Raw genomic sequence first — 17,663 nt, forward strand, 5'->3', positions numbered from 1 at the left:
CATTATAACTATGGGCTTAAGAAAATTTAAACCAGTTACTCCAGGTACCCGCTTCAGAGTTGGTGCTAGTTTTACGGAGATTACAGCAACCAAGCCCGAAAAATCATTGGTTGTATCATCAAAAAAGTCTGGTGGACGTAACAATACAGGAAAAATGACTATGCGCTACATGGGCGGTGGTCACAAAAAATCATATCGTTTAATCGACTTCAAACGCGATAAATTCGATATTCCTGCAACAGTAGCTACTGTTGAATACGATCCAAACCGTACTGCCCGCATCGCATTATTACATTATGCAGATGGCGAGAAGCGTTATATCATCGCTCCTGAAGGATTGCAAGTTGGTTCGGTATTATTATCGGGCGACAAAGCAGCACCAGAAGTAGGTAACACTTTAAAATTATCGAACATTCCATTAGGTTCTATCGTACACAACGTAGAAATCCATCCTGGAAAAGGAGCACAATTAGCTCGTAGTGCAGGTGCTTACGCACAATTAGCTGCCCGCGATGGTAAATATGCTACTTTAAAAATGCCTTCAGGCGAAACCCGTTTAATCCTGACTACTTGTCTGGCTACTATCGGTGCTGTATCTAACTCAGATCACGCAAACGAAGTATTAGGTAAAGCAGGTCGTAAACGTTGGTTGGGCCGTCGTCCGAGAACTAGACCGGTAGCGATGAACCCTGTCGATCACCCAATGGGTGGTGGTGAAGGTAGATCATCAGGTGGTCACCCACGTTCAAGAAATGGTGTTTTAGCTAAAGGCTTCAAAACCAGAGAACTTAAAAAATATTCTAATCGTTACATCATAGAGAGAAGGAAGAAATAATGGCTCGTTCGATAAAAAAAGGACCTTATATTGACCATAACGTAGAGAAAAAAGTAAACTCTATGAATGATTCAGGCAAAAAGTCTGTAATCAAAACTTGGTCTCGCAGATCAATGATTTCACCAGATTTCGTGAATCATACATTTGCTGTACACAACGGAAATAAATTTATCCCTGTGTACGTTACAGAAAACATGGTTGGTCACAAGTTGGGAGAATTTGCTCCAACCAGAACATTCAGAGGACACGCTGAAAAGAAAAAATAATTAGACAATGGAAGCAATAGCAAAATTAAACAATTGTCCAACCTCACCGCGTAAGATGCGTTTGGTTGTAGATCTTATCAGAGGTGAACGTGTAGAAAAAGCATTAAGCATTTTAAAGTTTACCAATAAAGAAGCAGCAATAAGAGTTGAGAAATTATTATTATCTGCTATCAAAAACTGGGAATCTAAAAATGAAGGTGCTCGCCCTGAAGAAAACCAACTTTTTGTAAAAACAGTTATGGTTGATGGTGGCCGTCAGTTAAAACGCTTACGTCCAGCTCCTCAAGGCCGTGGATATAGAATTCGTAAACGTTCTAACCACGTAACGCTGATTGTAGATAGTAAAAGTACAGAAACAACTCAAAACTAATTTTAGGAAATGGGACAAAAAGCAAATCCAATAGGTAACAGGTTAGGTATCATCAAAGGATGGGATTCTAACTGGTTCGGTGGCAACAACTACTCCGATAAATTAGTTGAAGATGAGAAAATAAGAAAATATCTTTCTGCCCGTATCGCTAAAGGCGGTGTTGCAAAAGTAGTAATCGAGCGTACGTTAAAACGTATCACGGTAACTATCCACACAGCTCGTCCAGGTATCGTAATCGGTAAAGCAGGTGCTGAGGTTGATAAAATTAAAGAAGAGTTAAAGAAATTAACTAAAAAGGAAATTCAAATTAACATCTTCGAAATTAAACGCCCGGAACTTGATGCACAATTAGTTGCAGAAGGTGTTGCAAAACAATTAGAAGCAAGGATCTCATTCCGTAGAGCAATGAAATCCTCTATCGCATCAACCATGCGTATGGGTGCTGAAGGTATCAAAATCATGACTTCTGGTCGTTTAGGTGGTGCTGAGATGGCACGTACTGAGCAGTACAAAGAAGGAAGAGTGCCTTTGCATACATTCCGTGCTGATATTGACTACGCTTTAGCTGAAGCCTTAACTACTTATGGTAAAATAGGTGTTAAAGTTTGGATCTGTAAAGGTGAGGTTTATGGAAAACGTGATTTGTCTCCAAACATTGGTGCAACAAACAACGGTCCAAAAGGCGCATCAGATAAACCAGCTTTCGGTGGAAGAGATAACCGTGGTGGTGGAAGAGATAACCGTGGCGGTGGTAACGACAGACGTGGTGGAAACCAAGGTGGTGGTCGTGGTCCAGGTCAAGGTGGTCCCGGAGCAAATAGAGGTGGTGGCGCAGGCGCTAACAGAGGTCCTCGTAAATAATTGATTTATTAACATCGTTTAACGATTAGAACAAAATAAAATGTTACAGCCAAAAAGAACGAAGTTCAGGAAGATGCAAAAAGGCAGAATGAAGGGTTTAGCTTCTCGTGGAGCTGAATTAGCATTCGGATCTTTCGGTATCAAATCTTTAGAAGCTACTTGGATCACAAGTCGCCAGATAGAGGCTGCCCGTATTGCCGTAACACGTTTCATGAAACGTGAAGGTCAAGTATGGATCAGGATATTCCCGGACAAACCAGTAACTAAGAAACCTGCTGAGGTACGTATGGGTAAAGGTAAAGGTGCTCCTGAATATTGGGTAGCAGTTGTAAGACCAGGACGTGTAATTTTCGAAGCTGAAGGTGTGCCTTTAGAAGTTGCTAAAGAAGCATTGCGTTTAGCAGCTCAGAAATTACCGATCCAAACCAAATTCGTAGTACGTAGAGATTACGTAGAAGCATAGTAAAGAGTTGAGGTGAATGTTGTAAATACTTGTTTATTATAACCGCTACACTCAACGTAAAAGAAAAAGAAAAATGAAAAATTCAGAAATCACAGGGCTTTCAAAAGAAGAATTAGTAGCTAAGATTGCGGAAGAAAAAGAGAACTTATCAAAATTAAAGTTCGCTCACACTATTTCAGCTATCGAAAATCCTTCACGCATTGCAAAAGTAAGGAAAGACATAGCCCGTTTAAACACTGAGTTGACTAAAGTGAAAAACACTGAGTCAGCTACTGAAACTAAATAATTTGAGAGTCGACATGGAAAGACAATTAAGAAAAACAAGAACCGGGTTAGTGGTAAGCAACAAGATGGATAAATCTGTTGTAGTGAGCGTGGAGCGTAAAGTAAAACACCCGATTTATGGTAAGTTCGTAAAGAAAACTACCAAATTTATGGCTCACGACGAGAAAAACGAATGCGGTATCGGTGATACAGTATTGATTATGGAAACTCGTCCTTTGAGTAAAAACAAGAACTGGAGATTGGTACAAATTTTAGAAAGAGCTAAATAAGATGGTACAACAGGAATCGAGATTAAACGTTGCTGATAACAGCGGCGCAAAAGAAGTATTGGTAATTCGTGTGCTAGGTGGAACCGGCAAACGTTATGCTTCAATTGGTGATAAAGTAGTTGTTACCGTAAAAAGCGCGTTACCTTCTGGTAACATCAAAAAAGGTACAGTTTCTAAAGCAGTTGTTGTAAGAACTAAAAAAGAAATCCGTCGTAAAGATGGTTCTTATATCCGTTTTGACGATAATGCAGCTGTATTATTGAACGCACAGGATGAGCCAAGAGGTACACGTATCTTTGGCCCGGTTGCGAGAGAACTACGTGAAAAACAATTCATGAAAATTGTATCATTAGCACCGGAGGTATTATAAAATGGGAAACAAAGTAAATACACCATCAAAACTTAAAATCCGCACAGGAGATTTAGTTAAAGTCATTGCTGGCGATTCAAAAGGTCAACAAGGAAAAGTACTTTCAGTACTTATAGATAAAAACAGAGCCATTGTAGAAGGCGTTAACTTAGTATCTAAACATACTAAACCAAATGCTGCAAATCCTAACGGTGGTATTATTAAAAAAGAAGCTGCTCTTCACATTTCTAACTTGATGTTGGTTGATCCAAAATCTGGTAAAGCTACCCGCGTAGGTCGTAAACTTAACGCAGATGGTAAATTAGTTAGAGTTGCTAAAATTTCAGGAGAGGAGATTAAATAATGGCTACACCTAGATTAAAAAGCAAATACAAAGAAGAAGTTGTAAATGCACTAAAAGAAAAATTTCAGTACAAAACTGTAATGCAGGTTCCTAAATTGGAAAAAATCTGTATCAATCAGGGTGTTGGTCGTTTTTCTGTTACTGATAAAAAGATTATGGATACCACAATCGTTGAGTTGTCAACCATCACTGGTCAACAAGCGGTTCCGGCTAATTCAAAGAAAGATATCTCTAACTTTAAATTACGTAAAGGTATGCCAGTAGGTGTACGTGTTACTTTACGCGATAACAATATGTACGAGTTCTTAGATCGTTTGATCTCTGTAGCTTTGCCTCGTATCCGTGATTTCAAAGGTATCAATGATAAAGGATTTGATGGAAAAGGTAACTATACATTAGGTGTTACTGAGCAAATCATCTTCCCTGAGATTAATATCGATAAAATCAATAAAATTTTAGGTATGGATATAACTTTCGTAACTTCGGCAAAATCTGACGTTGAGGCGCTTGAGTTATTGAAACAATTCGGATTACCATTTAAAAATCAAAAAACAGCAGAATAATGGCAAAAGAAGGTGTAAAAGCACGCGAAGTTAAGCGCCAAAAATTGGTAGCTAGATACGCTGAAAAACGTGCAGTATTAAAAGCTGCAGGAGATTTCGAGGGTTTAGATAAATTACCTAAAAACTCATCTCCGGTACGTTTACACAACCGTTGTAAATTAACTGGTCGCCCTCGTGGATATATGCGTACCTTTGGTATTTCAAGGGTAACGTTCCGCCAAATGGCACTAGACGGTAAAATACCAGGTGTTAAAAAAGCATCTTGGTAATATAAAGTACTAGTACTGAGTATCAAGTATAGAGTAGCAAGTATCAGGACCATATCGGACTTGATACTTGTATCTTATTACTTGATACTCATGTCTATACTAAAAAAGAATTTTAACCGATAGCAGGTCCCACAGCTGAGTAGCAGAAGGAAACCACTATCAAAAACAATAAAAAATGAATACAGATCCAATAGCAGATTATTTAACAAGAGTAAGGAATGCCATTAAGGCCAACCACCGTGTTGTAGAAATTCCTGCATCAAACCTTAAAAAAGAAATTACTAAAGTTCTTTTCGATAAAGGTTACATCGCGAACTACAAGTTTGAAGATACTACAGTTCAAGGCACCATTAAAATTGCTTTGAAATACAATCCGATTACTAAAGTTCCTGCTATTCGTACTTTGATGCGAATTAGTAAACCAGGTTTGAGAAACTATGCTGGTGTTGAAAATATGCCAAGAGTATTAAACGGTTTAGGTATCGCAATCTTATCTACTTCTAAAGGTGTAATGACCGATAAAGAAGCAGCCAAATTAAACATTGGTGGTGAGGTATTGTGTCACGTTTATTAATATTAGGAGAACAGCACAATGTCAAGAATAGGAAAAGCCCCAATTACAATCCCTGCAGGTGTTACAATTACCGTATCTAAAGATAACGTAGTAAGCGTAAAAGGTCCTAAAGGTGAATTAACACAAGCAGTTGATACAGATATCACTGTAAGTCAGGAAGACGGAATTTTAACAGTTCAACGTCCTTCAGAACAAAAGAAACACAAAGCATTACACGGTTTATATCGCTCATTGCTTAACAATATGGTTATTGGTGTTACAGAAGGTTATAAATTAACTCAAGAATTAGTAGGTGTTGGTTACCGTGCTACAAACCAAGGTAATACACTAGATCTAGTTTTGGGTTATTCTCACCATTATGTGTTCCAATTACCAGAAGAGATTAAAGTAACTACATCTTCAGAAAAAGGTCAGACTCCTAAAATCGTTTTAGAAAGTATTGACAAACAATTGATCGGCCAGGTAGCAGCGAAAATCCGTTCGTTACGTGCACCAGAGCCATATAAAGGTAAAGGTATCAAGTTTGTAGGTGAAGTGTTAAGAAGAAAAGCAGGTAAATCAGCATCTAAAAAATAGTAATCATGGCAGGTAAAAAATTATCAAGAAGAGATCGTATTAAAAAAGGGATCAGAAAAAGACTTACCGGTTCAGAAGAACGTCCAAGGTTATCTGTATATAGAAGCAATAAAGGGATTTATGCGCAGGTAATTAACGATGTAACCGGTAAAACAATAGCATCAGCATCATCATTATCGAAAGATTTTACTGGTACTGGAAACAAAAGCGATCAGTCGGTTGCGGTAGGCAAATTAGTTGCCGAAAAAGCAATCGCTGCAGGTGTTAAAGAAGTTGTTTTCGATAGAAACGGCTATTTATACCACGGTCGTGTAAAATCGTTGGCAGAGGGTGCCCGCGAAGCTGGTTTAGTATTTTAATCTGAAGAAAAAGTAAGATGTCAACTATTAATATAAAAAGAGTAAAAACCACCGATATCGAATTAAAGGATCGTTTGGTTAGTATACAACGTGTTGCCAAAGTAACCAAAGGTGGCCGTACTTTCAGCTTCTCTGCAATTGTTGTTGTAGGTGATGAAAACGGTGTTGTTGGTTTCGGTTTAGGTAAAGCGAAAGAGGTAACTGAAGCAATCGCTAAAGGTGTGGATGATGCTAAAAAGAACTTGGTAAAAGTTCCGATTTTAAACGGTACTGTTCCTCACGAGCAAATCGGTAAATTCTCAGGTGGTTTTGTCTTAATCAAACCAGCTGCAGTAGGTACCGGAGTAATTGCTGGTGGTGCGATGCGTGCTGTATTAGAGAGTGCTGGCGTGCATAACGTATTAGCAAAATCTAAAGGATCATCTAACCCACACAACGTGGTAAAAGCAACTGTTGATGCATTAACTAAAATGCGTGATGCTTATACAGTAGCTCAAACTCGTGGTATAGATTTAAACAAAGTATTTAACGGATAATATCATGGCTAAGATCAAAATAACACAAGTAAAAAGCGTTATCGACAGAAGCGAGCGCCAAAAAAGAACCGTTCAGGCTTTGGGTTTATCTAAAATGAACCAAAGTGTTGAGGTTGAAGCTACACCACAAATTATCGGTATGGTTCGCAAAGTGAACCATTTGGTAGCAATCGAAGCAATCTAGTAAAAGTTTTAAAGGTAGTATGGGTAAAAGCCGGTACTACCTTTATATATGTTTAATCGTTGTACCTGTTTAGTGAAAGCGAAGGGCAACACAAATTCAAAAAAATGAATTTAAGTAATTTAAAACCTGCAGTAGGTTCTACAAAAAACAGTAAAAGAATTGGTCGTGGTACAGGTTCTGGTCGTGGCGGTACTTCAACCCGTGGTCACAAAGGTGCGGGTTCTCGTTCAGGTCACAAAACCAAAATCGGTTTCGAAGGTGGTCAAATGCCTTTACAACGTCGTGTGCCTAAAGTTGGTTTCAAACCAATTAACCGTACAGAATATGTTGGTGTAAACTTAGATGTTTTACAAGCTTTAGCTGAAAAACACAGCTTAACAACTATCGATTTCGCTGCTTTACAAGTACATGGTTTAGCTTCTAAAAACGACTTAGTTAAAATTTTAGGTCGTGGTGAAGTTAAAGCAAAGCTAGAAATTACAGCACATGCGTTCTCTGCAACCGCACAAAAAGCTATTGAAGCTGCAGGTGGTTCTATTGTAAAATTGTAATTATTAAATGAAGAAGCTATTTACTACTTTAAGTAATATCTGGAAAATTCAGGAATTAAAAGAGCGTATATTATTTACGCTCTTAATTCTTTTGGTATACCGTTTCGTATCTCACGTGGTTTTGCCAGGTGTAGATCCAACTGCTTTAGGCAATAACGAAAAATCAGGAATCTTAGGCTTACTAGATATGTTTGCCGGAGGTTCTTTCTCTCGTGTGTCTATTTTAGCATTGGGGGTAATGCCTTATATCTCTGCGTCCATTGTGGTGCAACTATTAGGTATTGCTGTTCCTTCTTTCCAAAAAATGCAGAAAGAGGGCGAAAGTGGTAGAAAGAAAATGAACCAGATTACCCGTTACCTAACGGTAGCGATCACAATCGTTCAATCTGTTGGTTACGTTAAAACGCAAGTTCCGGCAGAAGCTATTTTATTGCCAAATACTTTATTCTTAGTGTTATCTACGTTTGTATTAACAGCAGGTACATTATTTGTAATGTGGTTAGGTGAAAAAATTACTGATAAAGGTATTGGTAACGGTACATCACTAATCATTATGGTTGGTATTATTGCCCGGTTACCAGTTGCAATTTCTCAGGAGTTTAGTGCACGTGTAGGCTCATCTAGTGAAGGTGGAGGCCCGGTTGCATTGGTTTTAGAGATTGTTGCATTATTTGCTGTGGTAATGTTTACCATTTTAATTGTTCAAGGTGTACGTAAAGTACCTGTACAATACGCAAAGAAAATTGTTGGTAACCGCCAGTTTGGTGGTGTTCGTCAGTACATTCCTTTAAAGGTAAATGCTGCTGGTGTTATGCCGATCATTTTTGCTCAGGCGTTAATGTTTATTCCAGGTGCTTTAATGCAGTTTGTTCCTTCATTACAAGGTTCTTGGTTAATCCAGTTCAGCAACACAACTTCGTTGGCTTATAGCTTAACGTTCGCATTTTTAATTATCGCATTTACTTTCTTCTATACTGCCATTACAGTGAATCCAACTCAAATGAGTGATGATATGAAGAAAAATGGTGGTTTTATCCCAGGTGTTAAACCAGGTTTTGCAACATCAACTTTTATTGATGATGTAATCTCTAAAATCACTTTCCCAGGTGCAGTATTTTTAGCGATCATCGCTATTTTACCTTCGTTAGCGGTTAAGTTTGGCATTAAACAAGAATTTGCGCACTTCTTTGGTGGTACTTCTTTATTAATTTTAGTTGGTGTTGTATTGGATACTTTACAACAGATCGAAAGTTATTTATTGATGCGCCATTATGATGGTTTGATGAAAACGGGTAGAGTTACCGGCAGAACAGGTATTCCTGCTGCAAGTAGCAACGCTGCGTTGTAGTGTAACGGATGTCTAAAATTTATTACAAATCTCTTGAGGAGATCGAGTTAATAAGAGAAAGTTCCATGCTTGTTTCTAAAACTTTAGCCGAAGTGGCCAAGGTGATAAAAGCAGGCATGACTACTATCCAATTGGATAAATTAGCCTATGAGTTTATAAGTGACCACGGAGCGATTCCGGCATTTTTAAACTATAATGGTTTCCCTAACTCTTTATGTATTTCGCCAAATGAGCAGGTTGTTCATGGTTTTCCGAGCGAATACGTAATCCAGGAGGGCGACTTAATTTCAGTTGATTGTGGTGTAATTAAAAACAATTATTTTGGCGATTCGGCCTACACTTTCTCTATCGGAGAAATTGATGCTGAAAAGCAGAAATTGGTTGAGGTTACTAAACGTTGCCTGGAATTGGGGATAGAAAAGGCCGTTGCTGGTATGCGGATCGGTGATATCGGTTTCGCTGTTCAGCAGTATGCAGAAGCTAATGGATTTGGTGTAGTAAGAGAGCTTGTAGGACATGGTGTTGGTGTAAAACTTCATGAGAAACCAGAAGTTCCGAATTATGGGAAACGTGGTGCAGGACCAAAACTTGAAGAAGGAATGGTCATTGCAATAGAACCCATGATCAATGCAGGCGTAGCCGGTGTTAAATTCCATAACGATGGATGGACGGTAACCAGTAAAGACAATAAACCATCGGCACATTTTGAACACACAATAGCTGTAAAAAAGGGCAAAGCAGATGTTTTATCAACGTTTTCTATAATAGAAGAAGTTTTACAACAAAAAAAATAAATAATTAAAATTTTTTATTTAATTTTGCAACCCTGTTTAGAAGCAGCTAATTAAGTAACAATCAATAAAATATGGCTAAACAAGCCTCAATTGAACAAGACGGAGTAATAAGAGAAGCATTATCCAATGCGATGTTCCGGGTAGAACTCGAGAACGGGCATGAGATTATTGCGCATATTTCAGGAAAGATGAGGATGCACTACATCAAAATTCTTCCTGGAGATAAAGTTAAATTGGAAATGTCTCCTTATGATTTAACAAAAGGACGCATTACTTATAGATACAAATAAAATGAAAGTTAGATCATCAATTAAAAAGCGTAGCGCTGATTGCAAGATTATTCGTCGTAAAGGAAAACTTTACGTAATCAACAAGAAAAATCCTAAATACAAGCAACGTCAAGGGTAATTAAAAATATTGTAATGAACCGCACAACGGTGGCCCGCCGTTCGGAGTTACTCAAAACATAAATAAATATGGCAAGGATTTCAGGTATTGATTTACCAAGAAACAAAAGAGGAGAGATCGGTTTAACCTATATCTACGGTATTGGAAAAACAACTGCACAACGTATATTAACTACTGCAGGTATCGATTTAAACAAAAAAGTACAAGATTGGTCTGATGAAGAGTTAACGGCAATCCGTACAATGATTAACGATGAGATTAAAGTAGAAGGTGCTTTACGCTCAGAGGTTCAGTTAAACATTAAACGTTTAATGGATATTGGTTGTTACCGTGGTTTACGTCACAGAAAAGGTTTACCTTCTCGTGGTCAGCGTACTAAAAACAACTCACGTACTCGTAAGGGTAAGAGAAAAACAGTTGCTAACAAGAAAAAAGCTACTAAGTAGGAAATAAATGATTGAATTTCGAATGATTGAATTATTGAATGGATGCCATTCTCTCATTCACTCAGTCAACATTCTCTCATTCAGTAATAAAAAACATGGCTAAGAGTAAAAAAGTAACAAAAAAACGTATCGTTGTAATTGAGTCTGTTGGACAGGCGCATATCAATGCTACCTTCAACAACATCATCGTTACCTTAACAAACAACGGCGGACAAACCATTTCATGGTCTTCTGCTGGTAAAATGGGCTTTAAAGGTTCTAAAAAGAACACGCCGTATGCAGCTGGTCAAGCAGCTTCAGATTGCGGTAAAGTTGCGTTTGATTTAGGTTTACGTAAAGTTGAAGTGTTTGTAAAAGGTCCGGGTTCAGGTCGTGAATCTGCAATCAGAACTTTGCAAGTAGCAGGTATCGAAGTAATGTCTATTAAAGATATCACTCCACTTCCTCACAACGGATGTCGTCCTCCTAAAAAGAGAAGAGTTTAATTAATTTTAAAGCTAAGAATCTCAGGTTACAGACCTGATGATACTTTAAAACAGAAAAAAAAATGGCAAGATATACAGGCCCAAAATCAAAAATCGCCCGTAAATTCAGAGAACCAATCTTCGGTCCTGATAAGGTGTTAGACAGAAAAAATTATCCTCCTGGGCAACATGGCTCATCAAAAAGAAGAGGAAAACAATCTGAATATGCTATCCAGTTAATGGAGAAACAAAAAGTAAAATATACTTATGGTGTATTAGAAAAACAATTCAGTAACTTGTTTAAAAAAGCATCTTCCCGTGCTGGCATTACCGGTGATAACTTACTTCAGTTATTAGAAGCACGTTTAGATAATACAGTTTACCGTTTAGGTATTTCAACAACCCGTTCTGGTGCACGCCAGTTAGTTAGCCATAAACACGTTACCGTGAATGGTGAAGTTGTAAATATCCCTTCATATCAGTTAAAAGCTGGCGATGTGGTTGCTGTTCGTGAAAAATCTAAATCTTTAGAATCAATTAGTAACTCGGTTGCAGGTAGAACGATTAATAAGTTTGCTTGGTTAGAGTGGAACGCCAGTGAATTAACTGGTAAATTCTTAACCTACCCTCAACGTGATGAAATTCCTGAAAACATTAAGGAAAACTTAATCATCGAGTTGTACTCAAAGTAATAAATGATCTGGTTAATTACCTCACAAGGGTAATTAACTTTTTTCATGTTACTATATATTCAATAACGAATTTAAAAAATTATAAATGGCAATTTTAGCATTTCAGAAACCAGACAAAGTGATCATGCAGAAATCAACCGATTTCGATGGCACATTTGAATTTCGTCCTTTAGAGCCCGGTTTCGGTGTAACAATTGGTAATGCCTTAAGAAGAATCTTACTTTCTTCATTAGAAGGTTATGCTATTACTACTATTCGTTTTTCAGGCGTATCTCACGAATTTTCTACCATGAAAGGTGTTGTAGAAGATTTAACTGATATCATTTTAAACTTAAAACAAGTTCGTTTTAAGAAAACAGGTGATTCGGGTGATTCTGAAAAAGTTTTCATCATCGTTAATGGTCAAGATCAGTTTAAAGCTGGTGATATCACTAAATTCTCTAACAACTTTACAGTTTTAAACCCTGAGCATGTTATTTGCAACATGGATAAATCTGTTACTTTGGAAGTGGAATTAACCATCAATAAAGGACGTGGTTATGTACCAGCTGAAGAAAATAAAGTTGCTGATGCTGTTGTAGGTGTAATCGCAATCGATTCGATTTATACTCCAATGAAAAATGTAAAATACACGATTGAAAACTTTCGTGTTGAGCAAAAAACGGATTATGAAAAATTGGTTTTAGATATCTCTACTGACGGTTCAATTCATCCTGAAGAAGCATTAAAAGAAGCGGCTAAGATTCTTATCCAACACTTTATGTTATTCTCTGATGAGAATTTGGTATTAGAATCTCAAGCTAAAGAAGAAACTAAAGAAGTTGACGAGGAAATTTTACACATGCGTAAAATCCTTAAAACTGAATTAGTGGATATGGATCTTTCAGTTAGAGCATTAAACTGCTTAAAAGCTGCTGATATCCGTACTTTAGCTGATTTAGTTTCTTACGATGTTGCTGATATGTTAAAATTCAGAAATTTCGGTAAAAAATCTTTAACAGAGATTCAAGAATTAGTAAAATCAAAAGGTTTATCATTTGGTATGAACCTGTCTAAATTTAAATTAGACGAAGAATAAAACGCATGGCGCCATGCGCTTAGCGCAAAGCGTTGAACAAATTATTATTTCACAGTGTATAATTCCCTCAGCTTAACTGCAACGAGACGGTATACACTCAATTAAAAAACAATGAGACACGGTAAAAAAGTAAACCACTTAGGTAGAACCGCAAGCCACAGAAAGGCGATGTTAGCTAACATGGCTTCATCACTTATTTTGCACAAAAGAATTACAACTACTTTAGCTAAAGCTAAAGCTTTACGTACTTATGTTGAGCCAATTATCACCAAATCAAAAAATGATACTACTCACTCACGTCGTACAGTATTTGCTTATTTACAAGATAAAGAAGTAGTAACAATCTTATTCCGCGAAATTGCTGAGAAAGTTGCAACCCGTCCAGGTGGTTACACTCGTATCATTAAATTAAACAACCGTTTAGGTGATAACGCTGAGATGGCTTTAATTGAATTGGTAGACTACAATACAGTTTACGGTAAAGACGTAGAAGCTAAAGAAGAGAAGAAAACAACTCGTCGTGGTAGAAGTAAAGCTACTGCTACACCTAAAGCTGCTGAAGCGAAAGCTGAAGTTGTCGAAGAAGTTGCTCCTGCTGAAGAAGCTCCTGCTACTGAAGAACCAAAAGGAGAATAACTTTATTCACCTTAAGATTAAGAAAGTCCTGTTCGAAAGAGCAGGACTTTTTTGTTTTCTATGCCATTTTGTGCGGTCAGATGTTACCATCTGACGGATATCCTGGATCTTATAAACCGTTGTGCAATAAGGTTAGTTTTTTGTGCCAGATGGTAACATCTGGCACCACCAGTATCTATGGCTTAAACTGCATTAGGTAACATGCTACCCACTAATAAACCATTGACAAATGAACAATTGAACTAAACCAATCAAACGTTTGTCTCATTTTTTCATTACATAGCATTATTTCAGTCAGGTATCTATAAATTAGCCTCAAACAAATTTGAAATGAAATTTAGGCTTTTTTTATTACTCTGTCTTTTCGCACAGTTATCCCTTAATGCGCAAACTCTAAAATATACCAATGGTAACAATGCCTGGAATCCCGATTCGTTAGGTAATCACAGGGTTGTTGTACAGTTTACCGGTTCAGGCAAAATTGCGCATGCTAAAATTGATTGGCGCAGGAGGGATGAACATCCAGAACTAAAAGGGATCATCGTCCAGGATGCAAACGGTAAAACGGTTTCGGTTGTAGGCACCGATAAACTGACAAGAGAAAGTGCTGATATTTATTTCGAAGCAGCTGGCGCTGGAAAATATTACGTGTATTACCTGGCCTATAAAACCGAAGGCAGAAGCAATTATCCAAAAGGCGTTTACATACAACCTAAACAGGTTGATCAAGGTTGGTTAACCACGGCGAAACAGGTTAAAGTGAATACTTCTGTAATCGAGGTTCAGTCAATTGATGCTTTCAACTCTTTCTACCCGATGGAAATTATTGCCACTGGTAAAGAAACTGCTGCAATAAAGGCCAAATATCCATCAGAAGCTTTTATTGTTTTTCCAGAGGACAGAATGTATCCAATAAAAATGCAAAACGATTTGCCTTATCGTTGGGTACAAAAAGGGGCCTCAAATACTTTTACAGGCTCTGCTAGCAAAGGTGAAAATTATGCTTTTCAACTGGGGGTATTGGCTTTAAAAGATTTGAAAAATGTAGTGGTTAGCTTCGGCGATTTAAAAACTGCAACAGGAAAGGTAATTTCTTCAAAATATATCAACTGCTTAAATACCAACGGAACGAGTTACGATAACAAAGCTTTGGTTGAAACTGTAAATGTAGCCTCTGGTAAAATTCAGCCAATGTGGATTACTGTTAACATCCCTAAAAATACCGCTGCAGGTATTTATACCGGAAAATTTACGGTTAAAGCCGACGGGAAATCTAAAGTAATTAATGTCAAAATTACTGTAGGTAGTGCAATTTTAGCGGATGCTGGTGTAGGTACTCCAGATAAACAGACTCGCTTAACCTGGTTAAATTCTACTTTAGCACAAGCGAATACGGTTGTTGCTCCTTACACACCACTAACGGTTGATGGCAATGTAATTTCACTTTTAGGTAGAAAGTTCGAAATCAATGCTGATGGTTTCCCTAAGCAAATTCAGACCTTCTTTAATGCTGAGATGACAGCTTATAGCGAAAAACCGAATAATATCCTGGCTGAGCCCATCCACTTTCACTTTTTTAATACACCAAAAACGCAGGAGAAATTTGTTCCGAGTAATTTCCGGATTACCAGTAAAGAGGCCGGAACGGTAAAGTGGGCCACAACGAATACATCCGAAAACCTGCAAATGGATTTGGAAGGCGCTTTAGAGTTTGATGGTTACGTACATTACGTAGTTAAGGTTACCGCTTTAAAGGATGTTGAATTCAGTAATGTCGATTTTCATATCCCTTTCGATAAGAATTCAACCAAATATTTGATGGGTTTGGGTGAAAAAGGTGGCGTTAGACCAGATACGGTGAAATGGAAGTGGGATGTAGCCAATAAAAATCAGGATGCCGTTTGGATTGGAAATGTAAATGCGGGCCTTTACTATAACTTAAGAGATGAGAACTATGTTCGCCCGCTCAATACTAATTTCTATCTTCAGAAGCCTTTATTGTTGCCTAAATCGTGGGGTAATGGAGATAAAGGTGGCATCCAGATCAATGTTAAAGGCAGTTCAATGCTTGCTGATAACTTTACTGGAGCTAGAAGCATGAAAAAGGGTGATGTGTTATACTACAATTTTAATTTATTGATCACACCTTTCCATTTACTGAACACCGATTTTCAATGGGATAACCGTTTCTATCATAAATATGGCGATTTAGATTCTATTAAAGCTAAGGGTGCAACAGTAGTGAACATTCACCATGCCACGCCGATTAACCCTTGGATCAACTATCCATTTATCGAATGGAAAAAGATGAAAGATTATATCGGTAATGCGCACTCGAAAGGTTTAAAAGTTAAAATTTACAATACTGTTCGCGAGCTTTCTAACCATGCTTATGAGTGGCCAGCTTTGAGAAGTTTAGGTACTGAGGTATATTCTCCGGGTAAAGGAGGAGGCTTTAGCTGGTTACAGGAACATTTAGATTCTAATTATATCGCTGCCTGGTTTGTTCCCGAAATAAAAGATGCGGCCGTAATTAACAGCGGAATGAACCGTTGGCACAACTATTACGTAGAAGGAATGAATTGGTTGGTAAACAACGTTGGGATTGATGGTGTGTACTTGGATGATGTGGCTTTCGATCGCGTAACCATGAAACGGATTAAACGTGTATTGACACAGGATAACCACCCGGGTATTATTGATCTTCACTCTGCCAATCAGTATAACAAAAGTGATGGCTTTAACAATAGTGCCATTTTATACCTGGAACATTTCCCTTATTTAAACCGTTTATGGTTTGGCGAATATTTCGATTACCAAAAAAACAATCCTGATTTCTTTTTAACAGAAGTAAGCGGAATTCCTTTCGGCTTAATGGGAGAGATGTTACAGGATGATGGAAACCCTTGGCGTGGGATGATTTACGGCATGACAAGCCGTTTAGGCTGGTCGGATAAGAGTGATCCAAAACCTCTGTGGAAAGCCTGGGGTAACTTCGGCATTAAAGGATCTCAAATGATCGGTTATTGGAGCGAAAACTGTCCGGTTAAAACAGATAATGCCAAAGTATTGGCAACAGTTTATAAAAAACAAGGTAAAACGATGATTGCCTTAGCCAGTTGGGCAGAGGGTGACGTAAAGGTTAATTTAACGATTGATTGGGTTAAACTGGGCTTAGATTCCGGTAAAGTAAAAATAGCAGCTCCTGCAATTGATAAGTTCCAAAGTTCGGGAAGTTATCCTAATGGAAAATCAGTTCCTGTTGAAAAAGGAAAAGGTTTGATTTTGATAGTGGAGTAAACCCCTGAGCCTTGGTTCGTGTCTTCACGAACCATAGTATTTCGGTAAGTGGGGACACATACCGAGGCGAAAATATTATATCGTCATTTCGAGCGGAGTGCAACGCAGTCGAGAAATCTATTATAAATCTCTCTCCCGAAAGTTCGGGACTGCGCTCCAGTCGAGATGACGATTTTTTTTGTTATACCTTTACGTTCTCCATACCGTATTGCTTCAATACATCTGCTGGAACACCGGCCCATTGGTTTGGTGCATTACCTACATAACCAATATCTTTTACGCCAATTTCTGTCGTGTAAAAACCTGATGCAGTTAAATTTCTCATTCTGTTGAAAAAGGTTACCCCTGCCTGCATTTCCGGTCGGGCTTTTTTAGGGTAAGCAATTTCATCTACAATCGAAATCTGTTGATCTGCTGATGCCTCCACAAATGATTTTTGGAATTTATTAAAGCTATACACGTCCAGCCACTTTAAGCCACCACGCATCGGTACTTTGTGTTCAGGAATATCTTTTACAATGAATTCGATAAACTCTGGCACTTTAGCATCAGATGCACTGCCCGATACATCATCTTTAGGGATAATAATATCAGCCAGAACAGTAATGGTAGCCATTTCATGTTTAGTGAAAAAGGTTTCAGCTTTTAATTTCTTATCACGGTCTATTTCCCATTGCTCCCTTCCTGCTTCTTTTGCAGTTTCTTCTGGTGCGGCTACTTCGGTTTTTGTTTCAGGTTGTTTGCAGGCATCAAGCAACACGGTTGTGCTTATGGCCGTTAAACCTAATGCTTTTAGCGAATCACGTCTGTTCATATGGTAATT

At 38.0% G+C, this 17,663-nt stretch carries 28 protein-coding genes; 27 read left to right on the plus strand and 1 reads right to left on the minus strand.

Annotated features, from left to right (window positions below; translation table 11 throughout):
* Window positions 1–10: 10 nt before the first annotated feature.
* The 27 genes from rplB (at window position 11) to QF042_RS05670 (ending at window position 16,840) form a co-directional block, all read left to right on the plus strand.
* The gene (rplB, locus tag QF042_RS05540) at window positions 11–835 is read left to right on the plus strand and encodes a 50S ribosomal protein L2 (RefSeq protein ID WP_057932151.1); all 825 of its coding nucleotides are present in this window, start codon (window positions 11–13) and stop codon (window positions 833–835) included.
* Entirely contained in the window at window positions 835–1,101 is a 267-nt protein-coding gene (gene rpsS / locus QF042_RS05545) for a 30S ribosomal protein S19 (RefSeq protein ID WP_010599906.1), read from the plus strand. Before rplB ends, rpsS begins: the two co-directional genes overlap by 1 nt.
* Before the next feature lie 7 nt (window positions 1,102–1,108).
* A complete protein-coding gene (gene rplV, locus QF042_RS05550) occupies window positions 1,109–1,471 on the plus strand; it encodes a 50S ribosomal protein L22 (RefSeq protein ID WP_029278650.1) in 363 nt (120 codons plus the stop codon).
* 9 nt (window positions 1,472–1,480) lie between these two features.
* Window positions 1,481–2,332 carry a 30S ribosomal protein S3 gene (gene rpsC / locus QF042_RS05555; protein WP_215124795.1) on the plus strand — a complete coding sequence of 284 codons (852 nt, stop codon included), beginning with the start codon at window positions 1,481–1,483 and terminating at the stop codon, window positions 2,330–2,332.
* Between the two features lie 40 nt (window positions 2,333–2,372).
* The gene (gene rplP / locus QF042_RS05560; protein ID WP_010599903.1) at window positions 2,373–2,795 is read left to right on the plus strand and encodes a 50S ribosomal protein L16; all 423 of its coding nucleotides are present in this window, start codon (window positions 2,373–2,375) and stop codon (window positions 2,793–2,795) included.
* Window positions 2,796–2,868: 73 nt separating this feature from the next.
* The gene (gene rpmC / locus QF042_RS05565) at window positions 2,869–3,081 is read left to right on the plus strand and encodes a 50S ribosomal protein L29 (protein WP_025145217.1); all 213 of its coding nucleotides are present in this window, start codon (window positions 2,869–2,871) and stop codon (window positions 3,079–3,081) included.
* Window positions 3,082–3,094: 13 nt separating this feature from the next.
* Window positions 3,095–3,349 carry a 30S ribosomal protein S17 gene (gene rpsQ / locus QF042_RS05570; protein WP_010599901.1) on the plus strand — a complete coding sequence of 85 codons (255 nt, stop codon included), beginning with the start codon at window positions 3,095–3,097 and terminating at the stop codon, window positions 3,347–3,349.
* 1 nt (window position 3,350) lies between these two features.
* Entirely contained in the window at window positions 3,351–3,719 is a 369-nt protein-coding gene (gene rplN, locus QF042_RS05575; protein WP_010599900.1) for a 50S ribosomal protein L14, read from the plus strand.
* A 1-nt stretch (window position 3,720) separates the two neighbouring features.
* The gene (gene rplX, locus QF042_RS05580; RefSeq protein WP_116250180.1) at window positions 3,721–4,062 is read left to right on the plus strand and encodes a 50S ribosomal protein L24; all 342 of its coding nucleotides are present in this window, start codon (window positions 3,721–3,723) and stop codon (window positions 4,060–4,062) included.
* Window positions 4,059–4,625 carry a 50S ribosomal protein L5 gene (gene rplE / locus QF042_RS05585; protein WP_088301915.1) on the plus strand — a complete coding sequence of 189 codons (567 nt, stop codon included), beginning with the start codon at window positions 4,059–4,061 and terminating at the stop codon, window positions 4,623–4,625. The genes rplX and rplE overlap by 4 nt, the downstream gene beginning before the upstream one ends.
* Window positions 4,625–4,894, plus strand: coding sequence for a 30S ribosomal protein S14 (rpsN, locus tag QF042_RS05590; RefSeq protein WP_025145214.1), 270 nt, complete (start codon window positions 4,625–4,627; stop codon window positions 4,892–4,894). Before rplE ends, rpsN begins: the two co-directional genes overlap by 1 nt.
* 175 nt (window positions 4,895–5,069) lie before the next feature.
* Entirely contained in the window at window positions 5,070–5,468 is a 399-nt protein-coding gene (gene rpsH, locus QF042_RS05595; protein WP_056869756.1) for a 30S ribosomal protein S8, read from the plus strand.
* Window positions 5,469–5,486: 18 nt separating this feature from the next.
* Entirely contained in the window at window positions 5,487–6,044 is a 558-nt protein-coding gene (gene rplF / locus QF042_RS05600) for a 50S ribosomal protein L6 (RefSeq protein ID WP_307526151.1), read from the plus strand.
* A gap of 5 nt (window positions 6,045–6,049) precedes the next feature.
* Window positions 6,050–6,403, plus strand: a complete 354-nt coding sequence (gene rplR, locus QF042_RS05605) for a 50S ribosomal protein L18 (protein ID WP_029278655.1) — start codon at window positions 6,050–6,052, stop codon at window positions 6,401–6,403.
* Between the two features lie 17 nt (window positions 6,404–6,420).
* Entirely contained in the window at window positions 6,421–6,939 is a 519-nt protein-coding gene (gene rpsE, locus QF042_RS05610) for a 30S ribosomal protein S5 (protein ID WP_010599893.1), read from the plus strand.
* Between the two features lie 4 nt (window positions 6,940–6,943).
* Window positions 6,944–7,123, plus strand: a complete 180-nt coding sequence (gene rpmD, locus QF042_RS05615) for a 50S ribosomal protein L30 (protein ID WP_010599892.1) — start codon at window positions 6,944–6,946, stop codon at window positions 7,121–7,123.
* Window positions 7,124–7,227: 104 nt separating this feature from the next.
* Window positions 7,228–7,674 carry a 50S ribosomal protein L15 gene (rplO, locus tag QF042_RS05620; RefSeq protein ID WP_307526152.1) on the plus strand — a complete coding sequence of 149 codons (447 nt, stop codon included), beginning with the start codon at window positions 7,228–7,230 and terminating at the stop codon, window positions 7,672–7,674.
* 7 nt (window positions 7,675–7,681) lie between these two features.
* Window positions 7,682–9,022, plus strand: a complete 1,341-nt coding sequence (secY, locus tag QF042_RS05625) for a preprotein translocase subunit SecY (RefSeq protein ID WP_187072094.1) — start codon at window positions 7,682–7,684, stop codon at window positions 9,020–9,022.
* 8 nt (window positions 9,023–9,030) lie between these two features.
* Complete coding sequence (gene map / locus QF042_RS05630) at window positions 9,031–9,816, plus strand: type I methionyl aminopeptidase (protein WP_307526155.1); 786 nt, start codon at window positions 9,031–9,033, stop codon at window positions 9,814–9,816.
* A gap of 71 nt (window positions 9,817–9,887) precedes the next feature.
* Complete coding sequence (gene infA, locus QF042_RS05635; RefSeq protein ID WP_010599888.1) at window positions 9,888–10,106, plus strand: translation initiation factor IF-1; 219 nt, start codon at window positions 9,888–9,890, stop codon at window positions 10,104–10,106.
* 1 nt (window position 10,107) lies between these two features.
* Complete coding sequence (gene rpmJ, locus QF042_RS05640; protein WP_010599887.1) at window positions 10,108–10,224, plus strand: 50S ribosomal protein L36; 117 nt, start codon at window positions 10,108–10,110, stop codon at window positions 10,222–10,224.
* Between the two features lie 68 nt (window positions 10,225–10,292).
* Window positions 10,293–10,670: a 30S ribosomal protein S13 gene (gene rpsM / locus QF042_RS05645; protein WP_307526157.1), complete on the plus strand. Its 378-nt coding sequence runs from the start codon at window positions 10,293–10,295 to the stop codon at window positions 10,668–10,670.
* 95 nt (window positions 10,671–10,765) lie between these two features.
* Entirely contained in the window at window positions 10,766–11,155 is a 390-nt protein-coding gene (rpsK, locus tag QF042_RS05650) for a 30S ribosomal protein S11 (RefSeq protein WP_131532654.1), read from the plus strand.
* 62 nt (window positions 11,156–11,217) lie between these two features.
* A complete protein-coding gene (rpsD, locus tag QF042_RS05655) occupies window positions 11,218–11,826 on the plus strand; it encodes a 30S ribosomal protein S4 (RefSeq protein ID WP_029282720.1) in 609 nt (202 codons plus the stop codon).
* 85 nt (window positions 11,827–11,911) lie between these two features.
* Window positions 11,912–12,904, plus strand: a complete 993-nt coding sequence (locus QF042_RS05660; protein ID WP_025145205.1) for a DNA-directed RNA polymerase subunit alpha — start codon at window positions 11,912–11,914, stop codon at window positions 12,902–12,904.
* 111 nt (window positions 12,905–13,015) lie between these two features.
* Window positions 13,016–13,540 carry a 50S ribosomal protein L17 gene (gene rplQ, locus QF042_RS05665; protein ID WP_307526161.1) on the plus strand — a complete coding sequence of 175 codons (525 nt, stop codon included), beginning with the start codon at window positions 13,016–13,018 and terminating at the stop codon, window positions 13,538–13,540.
* Window positions 13,541–13,870: 330 nt separating this feature from the next.
* Window positions 13,871–16,840 carry a glycoside hydrolase domain-containing protein gene (locus QF042_RS05670; RefSeq protein WP_307526162.1) on the plus strand — a complete coding sequence of 990 codons (2,970 nt, stop codon included), beginning with the start codon at window positions 13,871–13,873 and terminating at the stop codon, window positions 16,838–16,840.
* A gap of 181 nt (window positions 16,841–17,021) precedes the next feature.
* On the opposite strand, the gene QF042_RS05675 is transcribed toward QF042_RS05670, so the two are convergent.
* A complete protein-coding gene (locus QF042_RS05675; protein ID WP_307526164.1) occupies window positions 17,022–17,654 on the minus strand; it encodes a gluconate 2-dehydrogenase subunit 3 family protein in 633 nt (210 codons plus the stop codon).
* Window positions 17,655–17,663: the final 9 nt, after the last annotated feature.

The organism is Pedobacter sp. W3I1, assembly GCF_030816015.1.
Lineage (GTDB): Bacteria > Bacteroidota > Bacteroidia > Sphingobacteriales > Sphingobacteriaceae > Pedobacter.